Origin of the sequence: Brevibacillus sp. M2.1A (assembly GCF_013284355.2) — a bacterium.
In the GTDB taxonomy this organism is placed as follows: Bacteria; Bacillota; Bacilli; order Brevibacillales; family Brevibacillaceae; genus Brevibacillus.
In genome coordinates, this window is record NZ_JABSUY020000001.1 from 5,891,538 (window position 1) to 5,913,383 (window position 21,846).

A 21,846-nucleotide genomic window follows, 5' to 3' on the forward strand; every position below is an offset into this window, starting at 1 on the left:
GTATCTCCAGTTGCTCCAGTTACTCCGGTTGCACCCGTCACTCCGGTTTCTCCGGTTTCTCGGTTTCTCCCGTTGCTCCAGTGGCTCCTGTTGCTCCGGTTGTTCCTCTCGTTCCAGTTTCTCCTGTCGCTCCGGTTGCTCCAGTTACACCCGTTACTCCGGTTTCTCCTGTTGCCCCAGTTACTCCGGTTGCTCCGGTCGCTCCGGTTTCTCCTGTTGCTCCGGTTGCACCCGTCACTCCGGTTTCTCCTGTTGCTCCGGTTTCTCCTGTTGCACCCGTCACTCCGGTTTCTCCTGTTGCTCCAGTCCTCCGGTTTCTCCTGTTGCTCCAGTCACTCCGGTTTCTCCTGTTGTTCCAGTCACTCCGGTTTCTCCTGTTGTTCCTGTCGCTCCAGTATCTCCCGTTGCCCCAGTTACTCCGGTGGCTCCAGTTGTTCCTGTCGCTCCAGATTCTCCTGTTGCACCCGTCACTCCGGTTTCTCCGGTTGCTCCAGTTGCTCCGGTTTCTCCAGTGGTACCGGTTGCCCCAGTTACTCCCGTATCTCCAGTTGCTCCAGTTACTCCGGTTTCTCCGGTTTCTCCGGTTTCTCCGGTTTCTCCAGTTGCTCCGGCTGTTCCTGTCGCTCCAGTTTCTCCCGTTGCCCCAGTTACTCCGGTGGCTCCAGTTGTTCCGGTTGTTCGGTTGTTCATTGTTCCGGTTGTTCCGGTTGTTCCGGTTGTTCCGGTTGTTCGGTTGTTCCGGTTGTTCGGTTGTTCCGGTTGTTCGGTTGTTCGGTTGTTCCGGTTGTTCGGTATCTCCGTTGCCCCAGTTACTCCGGTGGCTCCTGTTGCTCCGGTTGCTCAGTGGTACCGGTTGCCCGTTACGTATCTCCAATTGCTCCGTCCTCCGGTTTCTCGGTTTCTCCCGTGCTCCAGTCACTCCGGTTTCTCCGGTTTCTCCGTTGCTCCAGTCACTCCGGTTTCTCCGATCACCGGTATCTCCCGTTGCCCCAGTTACTCCGGTGGCTCCTGTTGCTCCGGTTGCTCCAGTGGTACCGGTTGCCCCAGTTACTCCCGTATCTCCAATTGCTCCCGTCACTCCGGTTTCTCCGGTTTCTCCCGTTGCTCCAGTCACTCCGGTTTCTCCGGTTTCTCCCGTTGCTCCAGTCACTCCGGTTTCTCCAGTCACTCCGGTATCTCCAGTTGCTCCGGCTGTTCCTGTCGCTCCTGTCGCTCCAGTTTCTCCTGTTGCACCCGTCACTCCGGTTTCTCCTGTTGTTCCTGTCGCTCCGGTACCTCCCGTTGCCCCAGTTACTCCGGAGGCTCCTGTTGCTCCGGTTTCTCCAGTGGTACCGGTTGCCCCAGTTACTCCGGTTGCTCCAGTCACTCCGGTATCTCCAGTTGCTCCGGTATCTCCAGTTGCTCCGGCTGTTCCTGTCGCTCCTGTCGCTCCAGTTTCTCCTGTTGCACCCGTCACTCCGGTTTCTCCGGTTTCTCCTGTTGCTCCAGTCACTCCGGTTGCTCCGGTTGTTCCTGTCGTTCCTGTCGCTCCAGTTGCTCCAGTTGCACCCGTCACTCCGGTTTCTCCTGTTGCTCCGGTTGTTCCGGTTGTTCCTGTCGCTCCAGTATCTCCCGTTGCCCCAGTTACTCCGGTGGCTCCAGTTGTTCCTGTCGCTCCGGTTTCTCCTGTTGCACCCGTCACTCCGGTTTCTCCGGTTTTTCCCGTTGCCCCAGTTACTCCGGTTACTCCAGTTGCTCCGGTTGCCCCAGTCGCTCCGGTTGTTCCTGTCGCTCCAGATTCTCCTGTTGCACCCGTCACTCCGGTTGTTCCGGTTGTTCCTGTCCCTCCAGGTTCTCCTGTTGCACCCGTCACTCCAGTATCTCCGGTTGTTCCTGTCGCTCCGGTATCTCCCGTTGCCCCTGTTACTCCGGTGTCTCCTGTTACTCCGGTTTCTCCAGTGGTACCGGTTGCCCCAGTTACTCCAGTTACTCCGGTTGCTCCAGTCACTCCGGTGGTTCCTGTCGCTCCAATCGCTCCGGTGACTCCAGTTGCTCCCGTCACTCCGGTTTCTCCAATTGCTCCGGTTTCTCCAATTGCTCCGGTGGCTCCAGTTATTCCTGTCGCTCCAGTTTCTCCTGTTGCCCCAGTTACTCCGGTTACTCCAGTTACACCAGTCTCTCCGGTTTCTCCGGTTTCTCCCGTTGCCCCAGTTACTCCGGTAGCTCCTGTTGTTCCTGTTGTTCCTGTTGTTCCTGTCGCTCCAGTATCTCCGGTTGTTCCTGTCGCTCCGGTATCTCCAGTTGCTCCAGTTACTCCGGTTGCTCCAGTTGCTCCAGTCACTCCGGTTGCTCCGGTTGTTCCTGTCGCTCCAGTTTCTCCTGTTGCACCCGTCACTCCAGTTTCTCCTGTTGCTCCGGTATCTCCTGTTGCTCCGGTTGCTCCAGATGTTCCAGTCACTCCGATGGTTCCAGTTGTTCCGGTCGCTCCCGTTGCTCCTCTCGTCCCAGTCGCTCCCGTTGCCCCTCTCGCCCCAGTCGCCCCGGTAGCTCCTCTCGCCCCAGTCGCTCCCGTTGCTCCTCTCGCCCCAGTCGCTCCCGTTGCTCCTGTCAGTCCAGTTGGCCCTGTTGGCCCAGTAATACTCCGTACCGGAAGTTTAGAAGCATCCAGCACAGCCTCCAGTTTCTTTTGCAAAAGCATGTCTTGCTTTGTCGTTGCTTCGAGCATGTCCCGCGCACTCTTGTTTAGTGCGAGCAAATCCGAAATGGTGGCTCCTGGTCCAGATAGCCCGGGAATTGTCCCGAGTGCATACTGAATTTTTTCAGCTTCCGCATTTAAAATATGACTAAGTCCCAACTCTTCCATAGCTAAAGAAGACAACATGAAATTGAGCGCTTCATCACGCCCTATATGAATGGTCGGGGTGATATTCGGTATATTTGGAAATGACATGATTCTCCTCCTCTTTGAAAAGGATGTTTCCCCTCCCTCATGAGTTGTTACATAAGAAGCCATGGCATAGTGATTTCCCAATCATTTGAAAATGTATGGAATGAAAAAATCGCGCTTCCAGACAACCACGAGAAAATAGAAGGAGAAAGGAAATCGTTGCTCATTCATTAGAGGAATCAATACGAGGAGTAATCGTTATCGAAGTGCATTACCAAACCGTAATCGGGTCTTATTTTTCATCCATCCTCTTCCTCCAAAAAAGAAGCCATCCCCCTTAATCTAAAAAGGGATTCCAACAAACTGTCGTGCAGCTCTTACCAGTAACGGATGGAAAATCTCCTTCTTTAATCAACGAGGATCGATTCTATTTTGTAGAGAAGACCCGAGCAAAATAACAACATCCCCCATACAATACGGACAACCAAGAAGGAGTATAGCCATCTATTGTTCCACCGAATCCAATTGCTCCAGTCTTGCAAAATAAGCTTCGTTGTACGCTACACTTGGATGTGTCGGGTAAAATAGCTTTGCCATGTCGTGATGAATTTTAGCCTTTCGCTGGTCCCCGATCCGATCGTAGCAGTAGCATAGCTGTATATGAGGCAGCCACGTCCATGCCGATTCATCTACCTTCCCCATGGAATCTTGTGGCCGCTCCAATAATGTCGCTTGCCGGTACCAGTAAATGGCCTTTGGGAAATCCTGCTTCTCCACAAAAAAAGCCCCCATCCTGCAGCAAATCTCCGCACGCGGAAGGTCAATCGCAAGTGTCCTGGTCAAGGATTGGATCTGTTTTTCAGGCTGTTTCAAGTGAGCGTAACACTCTGACTGCTTCTGACACGCCCATATTTGATCCTCGATCCAGCCCAAGCCTCCGTCCAAAAATAACTGATACTGCTCTGCCGCCTCTTCGTACCTCGCATGATCGAACAGTTCATTTGCAAAATAAAATTGGTCACGCGGTTCAAAAACCTCGCCTTTTTCCTTGCGCTTTACATAAATTTGCAAATTCCGGTCTGTGTACGGCTTATTTTTTTGGTGAGTAATGGCGATTTCGCTGTGCAGAATATCCCCCGCAACAGCCAAATACTCGTGAACTGCCCCATGCCAAACAAAGTTACACTTCCTTTTGACGAGGCGATTTCTCCGCAAATAGTGACCGGGCTTCCCTCGTTCATCTACCGTTAAGTGGTACGGCATCGAGACACTGTCGTAATCGAAATTGTCCGAGGCCTTCAGTGCTGCAAAACGTTCCCGATCCGCTTCCAAAAGCACATCGTCCGCATCCAGCCAAAAAATGTACGTCATCTTGGCTTGCGCAAAAGCAAAGTTACGAGCTGCTGAAAAATCGTCCACCCAGGTAAAATCAAACAGTTGTGCACCATAGGTCAATGCAATTTCTTTGGTCCGATCTATCGACCCTGTATCGACAATGATAATTTCATCCACCAAATCGTAGACCGTCGACAAGCATCGACCGAGTGATTCTTCCTCATCCCGAACGATCATGCACAAGCTAACCGTGAACATGCAGATCGCCCCCTCCCCAGAAAATCATTTTCTCAACATCCTATTTCCTTCCATCCCCCTTTATGTATCCGTACTTTCATAACCATCTCCCCGCACGAATATGGTGTAACAATATGTTCTGACAACACCGAAAAGAAGGTGATCATCAAATGAGCCCGCCTCTCCTTTCCCTATGCATGATCGTCAAAGACGAAGCAGACCAGATCGAAGCATGCCTGTCCAGCGTGCATATGGTGGCAGACGAGATCATTGTTATCGATACAGGATCAACCGATGGTACACAGGATATTTGTCGGAAATACGGGGCGAAAGTTCTGGAGATTCCTTGGGAAAACAGCTTTGCGAAAGCGAGAAACGCCGGATTGGAGGTTGCCAAGGGAGAGTGGATTTTATGGCTGGATGCAGATGAAATCGTACAAGAAGAAAAGCCGGGGGTGCTTCGTCAAGCTATAAGTGCCAGCAAAAGCGACGCCTTTTTTATGAAAATGATCCATTACACTGGCTCGCAAAAGGAGCAAGCTTCGCGCCACTCCGCCTACCGATCCGGGCAAGTCCGCTTATTTCGCAACAAAAAAGGATTTCGATTTGTGCGCGACATACATGAAGTGCTTCAATGGCCGACCACCGCTACGAGAGATATCGCCATCCCTTTGCTACCTGTACATATTCACCATCTCGGATATATGGACGATGCCGTTCAACGAAAACAAAAAGCTTTGCGCAACTTGAGGCTCTTACGTCACGAAAGAAAGAAATCCAAGCAAGACCCGTGGTGCGATTACCATCTCGCAAACGAATTTTTTCGCGCCAAACAATTTGAATATGCATTTACACTGGTGAATCAAGCAATGAAAGGCTTTTTAACCACCCAAAAACCTCCCCCGTCCATTTGCTACAAGCTGAAATTCGATATTCTTTTCCAGCATGGCAGCATGCGCGGAGCATGGCCGGGGATTGCACGAGCTATTCAAATCTACCCCAATTACGTAGACCTTCATTTTTACAAAGGCGTTTTCCTGATGGAGCATGGTCTGTATGCCGAGGCTGTAAAAGCTTTTGAGTATTGCTTGGAGATCGGGGAAAATCAGTGGGAGCATTTTAGTGAGCAAGGAATGGGGAGCTTTTACGCTTTTCACTTTTTGGGACGATGCATGGAGCGCATGGGCAAGACACATGAATCCCTTGTCTACGATTACACAGCGAGCTCCATACATGCTTCGCACTTCGGAAAAAAGCGAGAGGTGGTGCTATGAGCGTGAAAACAAGCGTGCTAATTGGCAGTCCAGTTTGTCAGAAACCAGATGTTCTCCGGATGTTTTTGTTTTCGTTAGAAAGGCTGTCGACCTCAAACTCGACGTTGCATTATTTGTTCGTCGATGACAATAACGATCCGCATTCGAGCAATATCCTTCAAAACTTTGCAGACAAACACACGGGCCAGGTCGACATTATCCCCGCTGCTGGCAACCTCCATCCTTACACATGCGATGAGAGGGCCCATTACTGGAGCGAAGCACTCGTATGGAAGGTCGCTGGATTCAAAGACGAAATGATCGCCCGCGCCAAACACCAAGATTACGATGCCCTCTTCCTCATCGATTCGGATTTGCTTCTCCAGCCAGCCACTTTGGAAGTTTTGCTCGCCTCTGACAAAGAGATCACATCTGAAATCTTCTGGACGAGCTGGACACCAGATACCGTCCCCGTCCCTCAGGTGTGGCTCAAAGACGAATACACCCAATTCGAATGCGCGCGCCATGAACAAATTTCCTTGGAAGAACAATACCTGCGGAAATACGCTTTCTACGGACAACTTCGTGTCCCCGGCGTATATGAGGTAGGTGGTTTGGGAGCCTGCACCCTCATCCGCAGAAAAGCGCTGCAAGCTGGCGTCAGCTTTAGGCAAATTTCAAACCTGAGCTTCTGGGGAGAGGACCGTCATTTCTGCGTCCGGGCGCAGGCTTTGGGTTTGTCCCTTTTTGTGGATACTCACCATCCCGCTTTTCATCTCTATCGGGAGAGTGACTTTGCGGAAGCGCGAACCTGGATGAAGCAAATCTATGGCTCCGCTCCTTTACGCGTGAAAACCACTCGTCCTCCTGTCGTCAACAATACGATCCCCCTTGGAAATTAACCCATTATATGGTATGCTGGCGACACGTCTATTTGGATGGAAAGGTACGGTAACTACGTATGCCAACAACTACTTTGTAATGGCCTAAAAAACTGGATAGCTTGCCCTTCGGAAAACAAACGGTTTTTCGCACAGGTGCAGTCTGCCCTTTTTTCCCATTACAAAGGAACGTAACGAAATCTGTAGGTGTATATCCTAACGGAGGTTCGCTATGGGGAATCTCCGTTTTTTTGTGTTCAAAAACAGGCCTGCCCTACAGGACATCCAAATAGAAGATGCGTTCCTTTCACTTTTTAGACGAGGTGAAGGACCATGCATACCATCGAGCATACGTGGGTATTACGTGAAAATCATGAGAATCAGCCAGTGCGGCGATATTGCAGCAATTGTGGGCGAACCGTTCTCTTCTTCGATACAAACATCCGCCGCCACAACGCAAACGGCAAAAACATCTATCGCTTCGCTATCTATAAATGCGAAAAAAATCATACGTGGAACGAAAAGCTCGCCATCTATAAAGCCTTTACAGATCATCGGGAGGTGCCGGATACGGAGTTCAGTGAAGAGATCGCGCCCCTCCTCCCTATGCTCCCCTTGCATGAATACCAGGAAAAGGGCGTTCAGAAAGTGACGATTCGAATTGAGAGCGCAGAGGCCCGCTTCCGCCTAGACAAACTGCTGTCCGAACAGATAGAAGGCTGGAGCCGCAGCCAGATTGTCCGCAAGATCAAGGACGGGCATATTCGCCTGAATGAGCAGGAGACGAAGCCAAGCGCTGTCTTGAGTGCAGCGGATATCATTCAGATTCGGATTGAGTAAAAGTATGTATGGAAAAAGTCGCAGACGGAATCTGCGGCTTTTCTTTTATTTCTTCAATACGACCGCTTTTCTCGGCTCGTCCCACTCCACTTGCAGTCCTAGTAAGGCAGCAAGCTCTCTTGTTTTTGCAAAAGCAGTTCCCTGGTCGTTTACATAGGAGAGTTCCTGTCCGTTCACGGTCACTTTTTGCGTAGAAGGCTCCCATTCCACTGCTCCACCCACTGCCTCCGCAATCATTCGGATGGGTACATAGGAAACATCATCGATTAGTTTTCCTGTGGAGGTAAGTGTCAGTTCAACTGCGCACTTATCCACATCAGGCTGTGGTTTTTGTGGATAAGCTGTGAGAAACCTGTGGACATCCTGTTGAAACTTTGCCCATGCGTCCTTCGCTGGCATTCCCGTATAGGTTTGCGCGGTCGTATTGACGACAAAAAAGGCCGGGCAGTTTTTCCCCGTAATGTCGTAATGACGCCACAGGTGCTCGACTCCCCAGCCATGTCGCTTCAAGATATCCGCGGTCAGTGCCACTGTTTGCTCGTACATTTTCGCAAAGCTTCCATCTGCATTGACGCACATTTCAATCCCAATCGTGCAGTTGTTCGGGTAGTTGCTCAATTTGGTCAAGGCGGCCTGTGAATAAGTCTGCGCCCCGACGTGGTAGCCCATCTCGTCCTCGGGTAGACAGCGAATGATTTGCTTGTCGTCCACGATGTAATGAGCACTAGCTACTGTCGTTGGTTTGTTGAAGTAGTTTCGGTTTGCCGTGGCATTCGACCCACTGCGCTCGTTGGCCGTCCAGTGGATGACGACTCCTTTAGGGACGATCTTCTTTTTGGGACGGGAGTTTACGTTGGTGAGAAGAATCTCGGTGATATTCATTGTTTACTAGGACTCCTTTCGTTTGGCTCGTTCAGCCTTTGCTTTAATTTCGGCGCTGACTAATCTCTCGATGGATTTGGGCATTGGCCAGCCTGCGCGGTGGGCATTGGCGGTCAGGCTTGTCCAGGTGTGGTAGATGAGGCCGAAGGTGACGCCGTAGAACAAGAAGCCCGGGGTGCCCATGACGCGGTCCAGGAGATTGGCTACGGCTGGTAGGGCCATGAGGAATAAGGTGCGGGGGATTCGGGACAGGCCGTAGTCGGAGGAGTAGGATTGGTCTTTTTTGGCGGCAGAGATGCCTGTGATCCAGTCGAGGACGATCATGAAGAAGAGGACGATGAGGATGTCTTGGCGGTTTGTGCCGTATAGATAGTGAAAGGCGGGCGACACGATTGCACCTGCTGTTGTCGCCCAAGCGTTTGCTGGGGTTGCGATGCTTTCTAGGCTGTGTAGGGATTTCATAGCTTCGTACCTCCTCGCCCCTTAAGGGAATAAAAATAGCCCCGCTAGGTACGGGGCTGACTTAATTTCTCTGAGTATGAAGAATTAGTAGCTTTAAAAATCTTGGTTAGTAATTTGCTTGAATTCCTTTGGAGAAATTTCTCCAAAAGGATTGGTTGTTGTTTTTACTGCTAGCCGCAGCTTTTCTACTGTGACCCAATTCATGCTAAATGCCAACTCCCAAAATGCCATCAGTTAGCACCTCCTTTTAATTGGATGAGCTCAAGCTTAACTTGGGCTAGCTGTTCACCCATTGTCTGGATTAACGCATCCTTTTGGATGGTGCTAATTTTGAGTGAGGAAAGCTCTTGTCCCATTGTCATTACTGGATCGGTTTGTTGCTGCTTTCTAATCTCTGAAATAGCTTCTTTATTTTGCATTTTCATTAATCGAACGCCCCCCCATAACCATTTAGAAGTACACGTTCCTTCGCTGTTCCTTTGTCGATTGTCACCCATAGATTAATAGCCCACTCGGGAGCTGTTTTATTCTTATTGGTGAACAAATAGCCTCGATTTCCCTTTACTGCCCCTGTGCAATCTTCCCATGTAGGTACATCATCTAAGTAGTTATTGCAGACTTTCACACTTTCAATGGACGAGCCTTCTGGCAAGTATCTTTCAAGTGTCACTAATACACGTAATGGCATACCGTCCAATGTGAAGTCTGCTTTAATATCTGGATTTCCGTACTCTAGCATAAATTCGATATGAGTCTCTTTTCGAGTGAATGTGTAAATCCGTTCGGATGATATTCCTGCGCTGTCCGTGGCAACGATCTTGATTTGATGCTGCATGTCCAAGTCAAGTCGAATCCATGCGTCATGGCTAATTTCAACTGTGTATTGCTGTCCGGCTACGCCCGCAAACGACCTGATTTGCTTGCCGTTCAGATACTCGGTAAACGTGAAGTTATTGCCCTCTGGATCGGTGGCTGAATAGTTCACGATTGGAATTTGTGTGAACGCGCCGATGTCTTGATTTGTTCCGCTGATTACAGGAGCCATGTTGTACTTGACTGTGTATGCTCTTTGATCTACCAAAGAAGGTAGTCTGTTAGTTGAGTCATAAGCCTGTACTTTGGCGTAGTGAACTCTGTCTTCTGCCAGTATGGGGGAAACGGGTGTATTTCCATCGAAAATCTGTTTGTTCCTGTACTGGAACGTCTTACTGAAATTGTACGGCGTTACTCCATCGGAAATGAACGTGCCTATAGGTATATCTCCGCTTCCGAAAATCGCGTTTACCACTATCACAGCTCCGTTAACTTCACTGCTAGCCGTTCCGGTGAACGTATAGTTCATACCCTCGATAAGTTCTAGATTGTCGGCTGGGCTTGTTAACGTTACTACAGGTGGTTTTCCTACGTCGATAGAACCAAAGTATCTGATTTCCGTGTCCGTTGTTCCGGGTTTTGTGTATCTGAACATACTTGGCGGTACGGTAAATATCGTTTTGAATGACTTATCTTTGAAGGAAACGGCGTTTTTACCACTATTGGTTATAGCTTTAGCGGCAGGGAACGTAATAAACCCATCAGACGAATGCGTATGGAAAATCGTATTGTTGTTCTCGATAAGAACGTGCACAGCGTTGTTCGGATCGACAGATATATATGAATCCGTTGCGATTCCCAAGTCTACAGTAGTGGTGAAATTATCTCCGCCATTTGTCGACCTAGTAAAAGCCGCTCTGTTGGGTGATCCGTTGGCGATACCCACATACGAGACATTAACGACATCATTGGGTGACACCCTGACCACTGAGGTAGGAAATGACGTTCCGGTGCCGTTAGAGAATCTTTGGACAAAGTCGGAGTTTGGCAACCTCCTGAGTAAGTTAACAAGGAAATTAGAGCCGTCTTGTCTAGTAAAAGCTATAAATTCAGTTCCTTGACTATCCACGTCTATGGACGGGTATGTTTGGTGCCAAGAAGTGTTGTTGTTCGTACCGATTTGTTTCACAAAAGCCGTATCCCTAATGGTTCCAGTGGCGGTTAGATTTGCGTCATGTCTGACCAAATTGAACGAAGAAGGGTGACTAGACACTTTTGCAGACGTAACCATGAGTAATTTGCTTCTTTGTGCATCATAAACCAAATCCATGCTATGGATATCAGCGAGCGTTACACCAGTCAATGTCGTGTAGTTTTCTGGTAAATTAACATTGGAAAGTGTCGTTACGTCCAGTGCGTGCAAGCCGAGCGTGTTTGCTGTTCGCGCGAATAAGACATACAACATATTCCCGCTTGCTTCAATAGCGAATCCTTTGGTTACGCTTGCGCTTATGTCACCGCTCCAGTCCCATGTCTTTCCATTATCTTTACTTAATACAACAGATAGTTCCAGACCCGACACGTCTCTCACTACACTACCTAACCAACCGTTGGCAAACCTCACCACTCCAGCTCTGTTTCCGCTGTAAAAACTAGCGCTGGTTACTCGGACGGGTGCAACGATTTGACCGGGTTTTTGTTTGACGGTGAAAGTAGCAGACTCAACATAAGGAGACATCAAACCCTTGTCGTCAACAGAGGCAACCCTAACCTTCGATGCGTTGGTATCTACCATCGATCCGCAAACTATTGTTGCTGGTGGCGTTCCGGTGAACTTAGGGAATGTACTCCACGAATCCAGCTCTGGATAATATTGACCAATGACATATCCACTGACGGAACCGTCTGGGTCTGTCGATGTTCCGAAACTAACGGATATGTTATCTCCGGTTTCGTAAGATGGCTTATCAACACGAACGTTAGTTGGCGGTGTTGGCGGCTCATTTACAATTGGAAGTAGAGCAACTGACATCGATACTCCGGGATACGATCCGGTGTACCACGTTGCGCAATCGTCCCCTTTTTCGATGTACGATTTGTGGACGCACTTATCTATCAGGTGTTGCGTGCTGTCGGCGTAAGTGTTATGTGCTCGTGTTATAAATCCTTTTGGCATCGTGCTTATTGACGCACCAGATGATAACAGATTCATAACGACCATCGTACCGCTGACATTGTTGAACTGCGTGTCCTGTGGGGCGTATTTGTTCTGTGCGCCTGTGTACTGTGTTGGTTCTGGAGCAGATACTCCCTTAGCGTTCCGATACATAGAGACAGTCCCGTACCATCCTACGTAACCCCCGCCAGCATAGAATCTGACATTTGGTTCAGCTCCAGCTATCTTCTTGTACGCTAAGGCGTACCTGTAACTTCCGACAACCTTATCATAAAGCATCGTCCATCCAGCGGTTACCGTAATGGGATTCGCTGTAGAACCAGCGCGAACTGCAATTAGCATGATGTCGTTAGCTTGATGACCAACTGGAGGAGACAGCGTAAATTCGGTTGCTGACGCGTTCGATTGGTATCCACTCACGAAATAAGCATCTTTTCGTTCTGATGGTAGCGTGTAGTCGATAACCAATTTCGGTCTGAGCGCATCGTTAGCATACTGGTCGGAGTAGAAGTGGTAAATTCCGCTATTGTTAGCCTCGCTTTGGTTCTTTATGACAAACCCAAAATTTGCAAAATCAGCATTAACCCATTGTTGCACAACGTTTTTCATTTCTAAGTTTGCGGTTGAATTGGGGTCAAATGCTCCTGTCGCAGACACACCAATTGTTTGTGGTTGAGAATTCCAAGTCACCGACCCTTTAGCTGGCAAGCTGGATGCTAATGCTTTTATTTCGAAGTTTCTGGTTCCTCCGCTGGAACTCTGTATGTTTAGTTGTAATTTAGCGCTATTGATTATCGCCCCATTAGGTATCTGTCCGATGTCGAACAACAAAAAAGATCGCAGCACAACAGTGCCGTTAACACCAAACGTCAACACGCTTGTTGATGGTTCGAACGAATCATTCGGGAATGACGAATTTACATACGTGGCTCTAACTATGCTGTTTGTACTATACAATGTAATTACAGGCATGTTTCTCCTCCTTATCTTTCCGTGATGATGATCGTATGGCGCATGATTGTGTCGGATGGAACGGGTACATATGTGTTATTGATGCTGGTTCTTACGCAAATGTCCGTTCTTGCGCCTCATTCCCGTTTCTACTATCTAAACCTCCAATCGACTCTGAGCCTCGTTATAGTAGCCCCGAATCACCCTGATAAAACTGATAGTAGACAGGTCATCGTTGAAATTGTTGTGTACGAATCCGTCCGGCAATGTAGATTCGATTGTATTCACTCGCACTTTCAGGTTCGAGACATCCGCTTTCAACACAGCCAGCTCCGCGTAGGCTTCTGCAATACCCTGCTCCCAACGGTTAATGTCCACTTCTGTTACCGGATCATCCTGCTTCCAGTCCGTTTTCGCTACATAGGACACTTACACCCCTCCTCTCGCTTCGATAACAAAGGTCAAACTTATAAACTGCGCCCCGCTCATTTCAATGTTTCCTGTCTTCTCAGCAACGACCGCTCCCGTTCTGGTCCTCAACTTTGCGCTCGTGATGACTGGCACACTGGCAACATGCTGGGCAGATACTTGTAATGCAATTCCGTCTTTTATGCCTGCAATCGGATGCGAAGTAATCTCCACAGCCTGGACAGGCACTGAAACTGAGCCGTTTATCAAAATGTCGCCACCCGACACCCTAGCCAGCAAGTCATTCCGGACGGTTTGAAGATAGCTTGGCAGGATCATTTCACGACCTCCTCGTAACGCTTGATTGGTGTCATCCCGACACGAAATTCACTGACCTTGTTATACTCCTTTATCCCAACCACTAAGACATCTCGCAGCACGATCTTCTCCGACACAACTGGTTCAAAAGCGACTCCATTACAATGAACTGGCCTGATTCTCTCAACAGCTTGAACAGCATTCTTTGTATCGAATCGATCCTCAATCGGGTAGACGTACCGAATCACCTTTTTGCCGTAATCCTCGACCATCTGGACATGCTTGAATGACGAGGAACTCAAGCCAATTGCACGCAGCACGCTTGGGGTAAATCCAAGATACGACCAGTGCTTTTGCTGGATATTCTTTCGCCGTTCCTCCACACTCAGCAATTGCTTTCTCCCGAAATAAATCCAATCCCAGACATCCAGCCCCCAAGTAGCTGACCATGGGCTAAACTGCTGTAGGATGTCCTCACGCTCCAAATTGAAAGCATCTACAACTGTCCCTGCACCTTCAAAGTGATATTCCGCCACTTTATTCTCGTACCATTGCGGCGGCAGCATCCGCCGATAGCGTTCTGGAATCATGTTGTCACCGCCATGGTTAGAGTCGATACAGAGTCAGCAGGCACCGTCAAATTCAATTCCGCGCCGTTTAAGGTGTAGCCCGTGAAATCTATTACACCATCCACGAAAAAGAGCGCTCCGATCTGCTGGTACACGATCTGGGAACGCCCTTTTAGGTAGGTTTTGATTTGTGTAGTAATTTGGTCTTTGATCTTCTCGAATTCCGCATCTGGTCGCAAAGCAAGTTTTACAGCGATAGTCACCGGATAAACGTTCGCCGGCAGTACCTGCAAGTCGTGCAAGGCCTTACGTTTGTCTTCCAGCTTAGTTCGTACAATTGTAGCTAATTCCTGCCCCGCTGGGTTTCCTGACAGGTCAGTAATGTACACGTCGATGGATAGGTCGTGTCTCGTCTTTTCGATGGCGACGGCTCCGCCTACCCCGTCAACATTTCGTGCCCACCGCTCGTAATCTTGGCGTCTGCCGTCTCCTTCTTCTGTGCGGGCTCGATCAATGAGGCGTTGTCGGTAAGCATCGTCTGTCTCTCCCTCATTGCGAGACAAGCCGAAGAATACGCCCGTAGCATCCAGAAATTCCCCGTCTGCCCAGGGTAGAAACCGCTGGAGAAAACCGTACTCAAATAACTGCTGCTGATCGCTGATCTCCTCTGCGATCGGATAACCGAGGTCATAAAAGATTTCTCCCTCTTCCGTCGCTGGTGGCGTCTCTCCACGCTTTTGTGCTATCAACGCCATCCGATTTGCCATCCGCTGATAAATCTGATCCGGGGTTTCCCTGAGAATCGGCATTTCTGGTTTGTCTAACGTTGCCATGTACTCACCTCCGTCCTAGTTGTCCCTCTCATGCCCTCAATTTCGAGCGAAAAAATGACCCCATTGTTCTCAAACCGAATGTCTACCACTTCCGCACGCTCTATCTCATTGTGAGCCTCTAGCGCCTCTTGTGCTTGCGTCTTAATTGCTGGCAATGAAATGCCCGAGCGCATCCTTCCAGTATCGTATAGAAAGTCTACGCCGTATCGTTCCGAGTAAATCTCATACCGGAAACGACGCGTATTCAGGATTTTCTTTGCTGTCTCTTCCAAATACTCCGCATAGGTAGTCGTCCGCAAATAACGACCATCTGGCCCCTGCATCAATTGTTTAGTGGTCCAGTCGAATTTATATGTCCATGGAATCGGGTTATCTGGAGATTGAACCAGTTGTATTTCGTCTCCGTTCAGCTCTGGAAACATTACTCCACCACCCCAAGCAGGAGGTATTGTTCGTTGTTGCATCGCAACAAGGCTACTTTTTTGCCCACATCTTCTGGCAACAATCGGGCAGAACGCAGTACAGACAGCTCATACGGCTCCAAGGGTGTAGGGTCCTCGTCCAACTTTACAGACAGAGGCGACAGCGACAAAAGCTTGCCAAACTCCCCTTGCGTATTCTCAATGCCGTCCTGCGCGTGCCCTCTCAGTTTTGCAATAACGGAATGCATCCCTTACGTCCTCCTTTCCAATTGGAGATCCATTGTGTATTGACCGCCCTGCCAGCGTACCTGGCAGTTAGTGACGATCCAATCTGTGATGGTTTTATTGTCTTTTTCCATGATATTTATGAGCCAACCAGCGCGTAGTCTAGCAGCATTCTCATCCTCGTGCCTAACCGAAATGGAGCGTGTCTTGGGAATTTTGGACAACTCTGCAAGCTGCTTGGCTGCCATTCCCGCTACATTTTTGTCCTCACCTGCGTCGATGACTTTTTGCATGCGACCGATTTGTTTGACCAAGCTATCATTAGATTTCGTTGCACTGCTCACGACCCGATCATCCCGGTAGCGCTCTACTGTTACAACGGTGTATACATCCTCGATACTCTCTCCCGTCGAGCTACTTGCGAGTAAACTAGCCTTGAACATCGGGATAATACTGTTTTTCCCCTCAGGCAGTACCGTCAGCTTATCGCGCTGGTATTGCACGAAATAGCGGATGCCCGTCTTTTCATAGGCTTGCTCTGTCAGTGATGTAAAGAGAGACGTGTATGATTGTGATGAGATTCTCTCTTTGACCGTAAAGCCGAACGCCGGGCAGCTAAAATTGATACCTGCCGACTTGATAATTCGCGCAAGCTCTGTCCCTGCATCCCCGTCCAGCTTGAGTCTGGAAATTTCGTTTTTTTGCAAATACCAGCCGAGCTCGTATGCTGTTGCGGATAAATCTCCTGTCCGATCATCCCGGTCAAAACGAACGAGCGGGCCATGGAAAAGCTGCTGGGATTCTTTTAGCTCTGCACCTGCAAAGAGCATCAAAAAACCCGCCGATTGCAACGGCGGGCCTTCCTTGATTCTCACATCACAGTTTTGAGCAATTTGTCCCCTGGCCGAGGACCAGGAGAGCTCGGTAACGGCTGGGGTCAGGTCATAGCGGGTCTGTTCTTTTCCGTAAATGACTTTCATTTCGTCTGCCCTCCGTTACATTCTGTTTTCTCTTTCTAGCTTTTCGTGAATCTCTCTTTTTCTAACTTCCAACTTTTTGCTGTCTATCCGTGGGGCCGCTTGCTGCTTCTTCGTCTTCTTGGCTACCTTCCCGCTCGTGTTCGGGCGAGCTAGCTGCTGCTTCGTAATGACCGCCCCTGGGGATAGAAGCTGCGTCTGATTGCTCCACGTAATGAATTCGTCTTTGACAAACAGCGGCAGCTCAATCGAGCCGTGAAAATCAACGTTTTTCCCTTGGAATTTTCCGTCACATGGCCCGATGAGCACATTCCACGCCAAATCAAGCTCGTCTATAGTCAAAAGCGCTTCAGAGCCCGTTAAGCGATCCAATCCAGCAAGCCACTGTCTAGGCCCTTGATAGCCCTGTACCTCGATATAGGGAGCCGTGCTGTCTCCGGGTAAGATGAAGTCAAAGGAGATAGACTTTGGGCGTCTGGAAGAGATGCGGTTGCCGGACAATAATGTAATCGATGTCGTGCTTTCGATGTCGTTGCCATAGCCCCGAAACTGGATTTCCGCAGGAGTTACAGGAAATGTCAGCCTGTATTTGCCTTGAAGGCGGATCATGTCGTTACCCCTCCCCTCGTCTCTAGTGCATCCAGCAGGGAGCGCTCGATGATGTCTTTGATTCTCTGCGCGACAGATGGATCGTTGAGCATTTTCAACATGGTTGGGATATCCTGTAGTACGCCTTGTACGTGTAATGGGACTGAAATTTGCGGAATGGTGATGGAGACGGGCTGTTTTGGCATGCTGCTAACAGGTGAACGATTTGGCATCGAAGCAACTACTGGGATTAAGGGTTGTATACTAACTGGTTGTGGAGGAGACGTGTCCTGCCACCATGATTTGACCCAATCGTATAGGGCTCCACCTGCCATTGATCCACCGATATTGCCACCGACACCACCAGCCAAACCGCCGACGAATGAACCAGCTCCAGGTGTAGCGAGTGAACCAAGGGCTGCTCCGGCGAGCATTCCCACTCTTCCTCCAGCCCAGCCACCGACGGTCTCCGCCCCAAAACGAGCGGCAACATCAAGTTTGTTGTCCGATGTGAGAACTTCTTCGAGACTTGTTAAGGTTCCGAGGTAGGGCACCTTTTTCTGCCCGAAGTTAAACTTGTCCAGAGGCAAACGCTTGAACTGTTCCATAAATTTGTCTTTGAGTTTACCTGGGTGCAATTCTCCAAGCTTATTCATGAACCCATCCTTGAGTTGGTCGAATGACAAGCCCTTGAACTGCTCCACAAGCTTGTCTTTACCCAGCCACAATCCCTCAAGCCCAAGTCCTTTCATGAGTCCATCTTTGAGCTTATTCGGGTGCAATTCTCCAAGCTTATTCATGAACTCACCCTTGAGTTTGTCTAATGAAAAGCTATTAAACTGCTCCATAAGCTTGTCTTTACCCAACCACAATCCCCCAAGCCCAAGGCCCAACATGATCTTACCTGTCCGCCCACCTTTGAGCTTCCCCAAAGGAAAGCGTTTCATGAACTGGTCTTTTAACTGATCTGCTAACTGGTCTATGACCTCACTCGTACGTCGTCTCCTAGGAGTATTCGTGTTACGTCTATTTTTTGAAGAGGAACCTGATTTACGGTTATTACGGTTATTCCCCTTACAACAGCAGCAGTTTTTCCCGTCAGTTGCTCCTTGAGGAAACTTTTCTATCGTTGTCCGAAGATCTTTGAATTTTTTCAGTTGAGATGTCGTATGAATGTTCAGAGCACTACCAAGGAGTAGTAATCCTCCGGCAAAAATCGCAGTACCTTTTATCGACTCGTCCAAAGAGTTAAATGAACTCATTACTCCTTCAGCTGCTTCCGAAATCCCTGTATTTATCCCAGACATTTGTTCAGCGTACAGAGTCGCGATCTCCATGGCCTCGTTTCTCGCCATCGCTTGTGCCTGCCCAGTTTTATAATAAACATCGTTCTGAGCAGACAGTTGATGCGCATTCACCGCTTCATTCCCGACTTTATATGCGCTCTCTTTCCCCATTTCCGGCACAAAAGCCCCTGTAGCCGTATCTCGTACTTCTCCCAGACCCTTCGCCATGTCATCTCCGGCATCGCCTCTCAAAGCATCGAATGCACGTTGTTGTAACGTTTGATCCTGGATGCTAGAAAAAGTCATCAGGAGTTTTCCAAGGGCGATATTTATTGTTTCTTTCTCCCCTGTTGCGAGACTTCGATTCAGCGTTGCTATATCTTGGGCGGCCTTGGCCTTTGCATCCTTCTTATTTTGAGCCTTGTAATGCTTCTCAAGAATTGCGGCGAGATCACCATTATCCGACATCTTCATTGCATTCTCATACAACGCACCATACGTTTTAAAATCATTCAAAAGGTTCCCTATTGAAACATAGGTAGCGGCCATTTTTTCAGGTGTATTCAGCAATTTGCCATTCTGAAGGTTGAAGTGAGCCATGGACTCCACAAATTTTCCAGTCGCGGCTCCCCCTCCCTTGTTGCTTAAATACTGAACGGCATTTGACTGCCTAACGGTACTTTCATCACCAGTAGAAATCTCAATGGAGCTCATCATTTTCATGATGTCATCTTCCGTAAACCGCGTCGTGTATTTCAGCATGCCTGCTTTTTCTGCATACTTTAAACCATTGGTTGGATGCACAAGTTCAGCTTTGGCCATGAGGCTGTATGCTTGATCTTTCTTTATATCCGGGTTGAGTTCACGTATTTTTATGGAAGTCTCTTCTATCTTCAGGAGTTGCTCATTACCTTTGCCACCAGCTTCAAAAAGTGTCTTTTCTCTTTCTGTCGCCTGAGCTTCTTGGGCAACCGAACTCAGCGTTGTTCCAAGAGCCTTTTCGATCATCGGAGTTAGTGAGCCCAGAAGTCCTTTTTCGAATTCGTCATATTTACCTACTATTCCGCTATAAGCATCAAACGTTTCCATCATTGTTCCTGCCATTCTTTCACCTCCTTGTCCTCTCAGATGTCTACGCCCAGCAGAACCCGAAAAAAGCCGGGAGACCTACCCCCCAGCTCTTTCCTCATCCTCCGCCTCAATCATCTGACAAGCAAAAATAAACAGCTTCTGCTTGTACAAATCGACTTCGTACTCGAGTAGATCCGACGGGCGGCCTCGGCCTTTTAGAAAAGCGCGGCAAATATGCCAAGCCTCACCGTCAGATCGGATTAGTTTTTTGCTTCTTCAATGGCTTCTTCTTCCGTCTGGGTTGCATTCACTTCACGGACCGCATTGAGCAGCTTGGTGTAGCCTTCTGGATTGTCGCGGAAAATTTTCTCGACGAGCTCGTACTTGGTGCCGACCTTATACGCTTTCTTGAGCTCTTCCTGATTCCAAGGGAAATCGTGCTCGGTGGCTTTCACCAGACGTGCATCGTTGTACAGGAACCAGTCGGTTTTCTCGCCTTTGTCAGCCATGCGTTCGCAATCGCGCAGCTCGGACAAATTCAGTTGGCGAACCTTCCACTCGTCACCGTCGATGGTTACGGTAATTTCTTTTCGCGGAGCTTGTTCATTAGCCTTGGCCAAAAATTTCTCGAGTTTGTTTTTGTTCATGTGGATTAAACTCTCCTATTCCGTGTAGGTTGGCAATTCATCGAGGTAGTCCGGCTTTTCGATGGACATCCCTTTCAGGTCGTAGGTCGCGTGATCGTTGCCGTCTGCTTTGGCTTCCCACAGCGTAATTTCGTCTGGGTTCAGCACAATGTTGGAAATGCGGACACGTTCGGAGTTGCCCGCTTCCTTGTCCAGCGTCTCGCCGATCAGGAATGGGAGGACTGGGGTTTTGCCTTGCGTCAATTGATCGACGCAGTAGTATTTCAACGCAGCGTTGGTTGCGGTAATTTTCAATGTCACTTCTACATGCCAGTCGTTGACGGTCTGGATTTTTCCTTTTTGCAGGCGATTCGTGTCGCCGTACTCTACCTTGAGCACCATTTTTCCTTCCAGGGTACCGAAGATCGGGTCCCCGTTTTCATCGTAAATTTGGCAGTTCTTCAGTTTAATATCGCGTGCAATAGCCAATTACAGCACCTCCCAGTCAATGTCAAAGTATTCGATGGCATCAAGCGGCTTCGCAGACAAGAGGAAGCCACGGCGATCCCCGATGCCGTTCTTCTTATCCGTAAATGTCCAGCCCGTATCAATCGCGCCCTGCTGCTCGCGAACGGTCATGTACGCGTTGACGGCAGAGACAAACACCGCGCCTCCCAAATCGTTGTTGCCGAGCTTGCCTTTGTATTTCTTGCCGACTTGGCTGATGTCGTTGACGATCTGATCCAGCGTCATGCTGACACGGATTTTGCCGTAGTCCTCGCGCTCATGCGTACCAAGGACCGCCAGCGTATTGACGGCGCTCTCGATGATGTACACATCCCCGTCGCGGGTTGCGATCAGCGTACCGGAGCCGAGCGCACTCAAAATATCGGTGTGGCCCCAATCCTTGAGCGCTTTTTTCAACGGAACGACGACGGCCGTCAGCGATGCATGCGCAGGTGTCGCTGCGATCATACCCGCTACCCATGCGGCCCACTCCAGACTGCCGTATACTTTCCCGTTATTGTGTTGACCAGCGATAGCACTGTTCACAACAAAACGGGCATTTTGCGCCACAGACCGCTCGATGTGCTTCGCCATGTTCTCGTCGTCCGTCGCTTTTCCGCCGATTACCAGTGTACTGAGCTTCTTGTTTTGTGTACGACGATCGCTCATGAATTGCTTCGCTGCCGCTTGTACAGCCGCATCGTCAAAAGGCAGATACATCGTGTCAAAATCAGCACCGGACACAGCCATGAACAGCTTAGTTGAGTCAGCTGCGGTAAGCGCTACTGTGCCACTTTTCGCTCCTGTCAGGGCTGTTTCTGGCACGATTGTAACGGCAGTCTCGCCCAGTTTTTTCACACGCACATAGTTGGATTGGCTCGTTTTCGCTGCCAACTCATTCGCATCCACAAACGAAAACTTCTCTGTTTGCAGCGGACCTGTTACCTGGAGTTCCTTCTTGCCTGGCTCGGACGTCGAGGCAGTAATCATAACCTTCAGCTCGTTACCTACCAAACCCGGATACAGAGCCTCGACTCTGATTGCATCCGCTTGCTCATACGCTGCTTTTGTGGCTGTGCCATTCGTCATGCGGTACGCGAGAATCGTCGCGCCGCCTTCTGCTGCCAGCTCCACGGTATCGACCTTGCCAAATGTGTGGGCAAGTCGCTCCTCAAAGCTCCCCAGCTTGACGAGCTCATCTGACGCGCCCCACTCTGCTTGATACGGAACCAGTACGACACCGCTCTTCGGTACTACACGTTCTTTTGCTTTTGCGATCAGTTCGACCGTTACACCCGGACGTTCACGTTGAATGGTCAT

22 protein-coding genes are annotated in these 21,846 nt (G+C 49.3%); 3 read left to right on the forward strand and 19 right to left on the reverse strand.

Annotation, left to right across the window (positions count from 1 at the left end):
• Positions 1 to 37: 37 nt before the first annotated feature.
• Together HP567_RS28040 and HP567_RS28045 are read right to left on the reverse strand one after the other, a co-directional pair.
• On the reverse strand, positions 38 to 2,929 hold the full coding sequence (locus HP567_RS28040; RefSeq protein ID WP_370648055.1) for a hypothetical protein: 2,892 nt from the start codon (positions 2,927 to 2,929) through the stop codon (positions 38 to 40).
• Between the two features lie 441 nt (positions 2,930 to 3,370).
• Complete coding sequence (locus tag HP567_RS28045) at positions 3,371 to 4,459, reverse strand: glycosyltransferase family 2 protein (protein WP_173611201.1); 1,089 nt, start codon at positions 4,457 to 4,459, stop codon at positions 3,371 to 3,373.
• Positions 4,460 to 4,608: 149 nt separating this feature from the next.
• Here HP567_RS28045 and HP567_RS28050 point away from each other — a divergent pair, with 149 nt between their 5' ends.
• The 3 genes from HP567_RS28050 (at position 4,609) to HP567_RS28060 (ending at position 7,412) form a co-directional block, all read left to right on the forward strand.
• Positions 4,609 to 5,712: a glycosyltransferase family 2 protein gene (locus HP567_RS28050; protein WP_173611200.1), complete on the forward strand. Its 1,104-nt coding sequence runs from the start codon at positions 4,609 to 4,611 to the stop codon at positions 5,710 to 5,712.
• Positions 5,709 to 6,593 (forward strand): glycosyltransferase, encoded by an 885-nt coding sequence (locus HP567_RS28055; RefSeq protein WP_173611199.1) that lies wholly within the window; start codon positions 5,709 to 5,711, stop codon positions 6,591 to 6,593. The genes HP567_RS28050 and HP567_RS28055 overlap by 4 nt, the downstream gene beginning before the upstream one ends.
• Positions 6,594 to 6,905: 312 nt before the next feature.
• A complete protein-coding gene (locus tag HP567_RS28060; RefSeq protein WP_173611198.1) occupies positions 6,906 to 7,412 on the forward strand; it encodes a S4 domain-containing protein in 507 nt (168 codons plus the stop codon).
• Positions 7,413 to 7,457: 45 nt separating this feature from the next.
• Here the strand turns inward: HP567_RS28060 and HP567_RS28065 are convergent, their stop codons facing one another.
• From HP567_RS28065 to HP567_RS28145, 17 genes are all read right to left on the reverse strand, one after another.
• Complete coding sequence (locus HP567_RS28065; protein ID WP_173611197.1) at positions 7,458 to 8,294, reverse strand: N-acetylmuramoyl-L-alanine amidase; 837 nt, start codon at positions 8,292 to 8,294, stop codon at positions 7,458 to 7,460.
• Positions 8,295 to 8,300: 6 nt separating this feature from the next.
• Complete coding sequence (locus HP567_RS28070) at positions 8,301 to 8,756, reverse strand: phage holin family protein (RefSeq protein ID WP_173611196.1); 456 nt, start codon at positions 8,754 to 8,756, stop codon at positions 8,301 to 8,303.
• 93 nt (positions 8,757 to 8,849) lie between these two features.
• Positions 8,850 to 8,987, reverse strand: a complete 138-nt coding sequence (locus HP567_RS28075) for an XkdX family protein (RefSeq protein ID WP_173611195.1) — start codon at positions 8,985 to 8,987, stop codon at positions 8,850 to 8,852.
• A complete protein-coding gene (locus tag HP567_RS28080; RefSeq protein ID WP_173611194.1) occupies positions 8,987 to 9,181 on the reverse strand; it encodes an XkdW family protein in 195 nt (64 codons plus the stop codon). Before HP567_RS28080 ends, HP567_RS28075 begins: the two co-directional genes overlap by 1 nt.
• On the reverse strand, positions 9,181 to 12,717 hold the full coding sequence (locus HP567_RS28085) for a DNRLRE domain-containing protein (protein WP_173611193.1): 3,537 nt from the start codon (positions 12,715 to 12,717) through the stop codon (positions 9,181 to 9,183). Before HP567_RS28085 ends, HP567_RS28080 begins: the two co-directional genes overlap by 1 nt.
• Before the next feature lie 135 nt (positions 12,718 to 12,852).
• The gene (locus tag HP567_RS28090; protein ID WP_173611192.1) at positions 12,853 to 13,125 is read right to left on the reverse strand and encodes a hypothetical protein; all 273 of its coding nucleotides are present in this window, start codon (positions 13,123 to 13,125) and stop codon (positions 12,853 to 12,855) included.
• Positions 13,126 to 13,443 (reverse strand): hypothetical protein, encoded by a 318-nt coding sequence (locus tag HP567_RS28095; protein WP_173611191.1) that lies wholly within the window; start codon positions 13,441 to 13,443, stop codon positions 13,126 to 13,128. It abuts the gene before it with no gap.
• The gene (locus tag HP567_RS28100; RefSeq protein ID WP_173611190.1) at positions 13,440 to 14,012 is read right to left on the reverse strand and encodes a hypothetical protein; all 573 of its coding nucleotides are present in this window, start codon (positions 14,010 to 14,012) and stop codon (positions 13,440 to 13,442) included. Before HP567_RS28100 ends, HP567_RS28095 begins: the two co-directional genes overlap by 4 nt.
• On the reverse strand, positions 14,009 to 14,824 hold the full coding sequence (locus tag HP567_RS28105) for a baseplate J/gp47 family protein (protein WP_173611189.1): 816 nt from the start codon (positions 14,822 to 14,824) through the stop codon (positions 14,009 to 14,011). The genes HP567_RS28100 and HP567_RS28105 overlap by 4 nt, the downstream gene beginning before the upstream one ends.
• The gene (locus tag HP567_RS28110; RefSeq protein WP_173611188.1) at positions 14,812 to 15,246 is read right to left on the reverse strand and encodes a DUF2634 domain-containing protein; all 435 of its coding nucleotides are present in this window, start codon (positions 15,244 to 15,246) and stop codon (positions 14,812 to 14,814) included. Before HP567_RS28110 ends, HP567_RS28105 begins: the two co-directional genes overlap by 13 nt.
• Entirely contained in the window at positions 15,246 to 15,494 is a 249-nt protein-coding gene (locus HP567_RS28115; RefSeq protein ID WP_106785453.1) for a hypothetical protein, read from the reverse strand. Before HP567_RS28115 ends, HP567_RS28110 begins: the two co-directional genes overlap by 1 nt.
• Before the next feature lie 3 nt (positions 15,495 to 15,497).
• Complete coding sequence (locus HP567_RS28120) at positions 15,498 to 16,451, reverse strand: XkdQ/YqbQ family protein (protein ID WP_173611187.1); 954 nt, start codon at positions 16,449 to 16,451, stop codon at positions 15,498 to 15,500.
• Between the two features lie 15 nt (positions 16,452 to 16,466).
• On the reverse strand, positions 16,467 to 17,057 hold the full coding sequence (locus HP567_RS28125) for a hypothetical protein (RefSeq protein ID WP_173611186.1): 591 nt from the start codon (positions 17,055 to 17,057) through the stop codon (positions 16,467 to 16,469).
• A complete protein-coding gene (locus HP567_RS28130) occupies positions 17,054 to 19,426 on the reverse strand; it encodes a hypothetical protein (protein ID WP_173611185.1) in 2,373 nt (790 codons plus the stop codon). The genes HP567_RS28125 and HP567_RS28130 overlap by 4 nt, the downstream gene beginning before the upstream one ends.
• Before the next feature lie 227 nt (positions 19,427 to 19,653).
• Positions 19,654 to 20,040 carry a phage tail assembly chaperone gene (locus tag HP567_RS28135; RefSeq protein ID WP_047069578.1) on the reverse strand — a complete coding sequence of 129 codons (387 nt, stop codon included), beginning with the start codon at positions 20,038 to 20,040 and terminating at the stop codon, positions 19,654 to 19,656.
• A 15-nt stretch (positions 20,041 to 20,055) separates the two neighbouring features.
• Positions 20,056 to 20,508, reverse strand: coding sequence for a hypothetical protein (locus tag HP567_RS28140; RefSeq protein WP_007723453.1), 453 nt, complete (start codon positions 20,506 to 20,508; stop codon positions 20,056 to 20,058).
• The gene (locus tag HP567_RS28145) at positions 20,509 to 21,846 is read right to left on the reverse strand and encodes a phage tail sheath subtilisin-like domain-containing protein (protein WP_173611184.1); all 1,338 of its coding nucleotides are present in this window, start codon (positions 21,844 to 21,846) and stop codon (positions 20,509 to 20,511) included.

What these genes read in the sequence shown, in the direction of transcription:
- HP567_RS28040 (WP_370648055.1), bottom strand. Translation starts at nt 2,929, where the DNA reads ATGTCATTTCCAAATATACCGAATATCACCCCGACCATTCATATAGGG.
- HP567_RS28045 (WP_173611201.1), bottom strand. Translation starts at nt 4,459, where the DNA reads ATGTTCACGGTTAGCTTGTGCATGATCGTTCGGGATGAGGAAGAATCA.
- HP567_RS28050 (WP_173611200.1), top strand. Translation starts at nt 4,609, where the DNA reads ATGAGCCCGCCTCTCCTTTCCCTATGCATGATCGTCAAAGACGAAGCA.
- HP567_RS28055 (WP_173611199.1), top strand. Translation starts at nt 5,709, where the DNA reads ATGAGCGTGAAAACAAGCGTGCTAATTGGCAGTCCAGTTTGTCAGAAA.
- HP567_RS28060 (WP_173611198.1), top strand. Translation starts at nt 6,906, where the DNA reads ATGCATACCATCGAGCATACGTGGGTATTACGTGAAAATCATGAGAAT.
- HP567_RS28065 (WP_173611197.1), bottom strand. Translation starts at nt 8,294, where the DNA reads ATGAATATCACCGAGATTCTTCTCACCAACGTAAACTCCCGTCCCAAA.
- HP567_RS28070 (WP_173611196.1), bottom strand. Translation starts at nt 8,756, where the DNA reads ATGAAATCCCTACACAGCCTAGAAAGCATCGCAACCCCAGCAAACGCT.
- HP567_RS28075 (WP_173611195.1), bottom strand. Translation starts at nt 8,987, where the DNA reads ATGGCATTTTGGGAGTTGGCATTTAGCATGAATTGGGTCACAGTAGAA.
- HP567_RS28080 (WP_173611194.1), bottom strand. Translation starts at nt 9,181, where the DNA reads ATGAAAATGCAAAATAAAGAAGCTATTTCAGAGATTAGAAAGCAGCAA.
- HP567_RS28085 (WP_173611193.1), bottom strand. Translation starts at nt 12,717, where the DNA reads ATGCCTGTAATTACATTGTATAGTACAAACAGCATAGTTAGAGCCACG.
- HP567_RS28095 (WP_173611191.1), bottom strand. Translation starts at nt 13,443, where the DNA reads ATGATCCTGCCAAGCTATCTTCAAACCGTCCGGAATGACTTGCTGGCT.
- HP567_RS28100 (WP_173611190.1), bottom strand. Translation starts at nt 14,012, where the DNA reads ATGATTCCAGAACGCTATCGGCGGATGCTGCCGCCGCAATGGTACGAG.
- HP567_RS28105 (WP_173611189.1), bottom strand. Translation starts at nt 14,824, where the DNA reads ATGGCAACGTTAGACAAACCAGAAATGCCGATTCTCAGGGAAACCCCG.
- HP567_RS28110 (WP_173611188.1), bottom strand. Translation starts at nt 15,246, where the DNA reads ATGTTTCCAGAGCTGAACGGAGACGAAATACAACTGGTTCAATCTCCA.
- HP567_RS28115 (WP_106785453.1), bottom strand. Translation starts at nt 15,494, where the DNA reads ATGCATTCCGTTATTGCAAAACTGAGAGGGCACGCGCAGGACGGCATT.
- HP567_RS28120 (WP_173611187.1), bottom strand. Translation starts at nt 16,451, where the DNA reads ATGAAAGTCATTTACGGAAAAGAACAGACCCGCTATGACCTGACCCCA.
- HP567_RS28125 (WP_173611186.1), bottom strand. Translation starts at nt 17,057, where the DNA reads ATGATCCGCCTTCAAGGCAAATACAGGCTGACATTTCCTGTAACTCCT.
- HP567_RS28130 (WP_173611185.1), bottom strand. Translation starts at nt 19,426, where the DNA reads ATGGCAGGAACAATGATGGAAACGTTTGATGCTTATAGCGGAATAGTA.
- HP567_RS28135 (WP_047069578.1), bottom strand. Translation starts at nt 20,040, where the DNA reads ATGAACAAAAACAAACTCGAGAAATTTTTGGCCAAGGCTAATGAACAA.
- HP567_RS28145 (WP_173611184.1), bottom strand. Translation starts at nt 21,846, where the DNA reads ATGACCATTCAACGTGAACGTCCGGGTGTAACGGTCGAACTGATCGCA.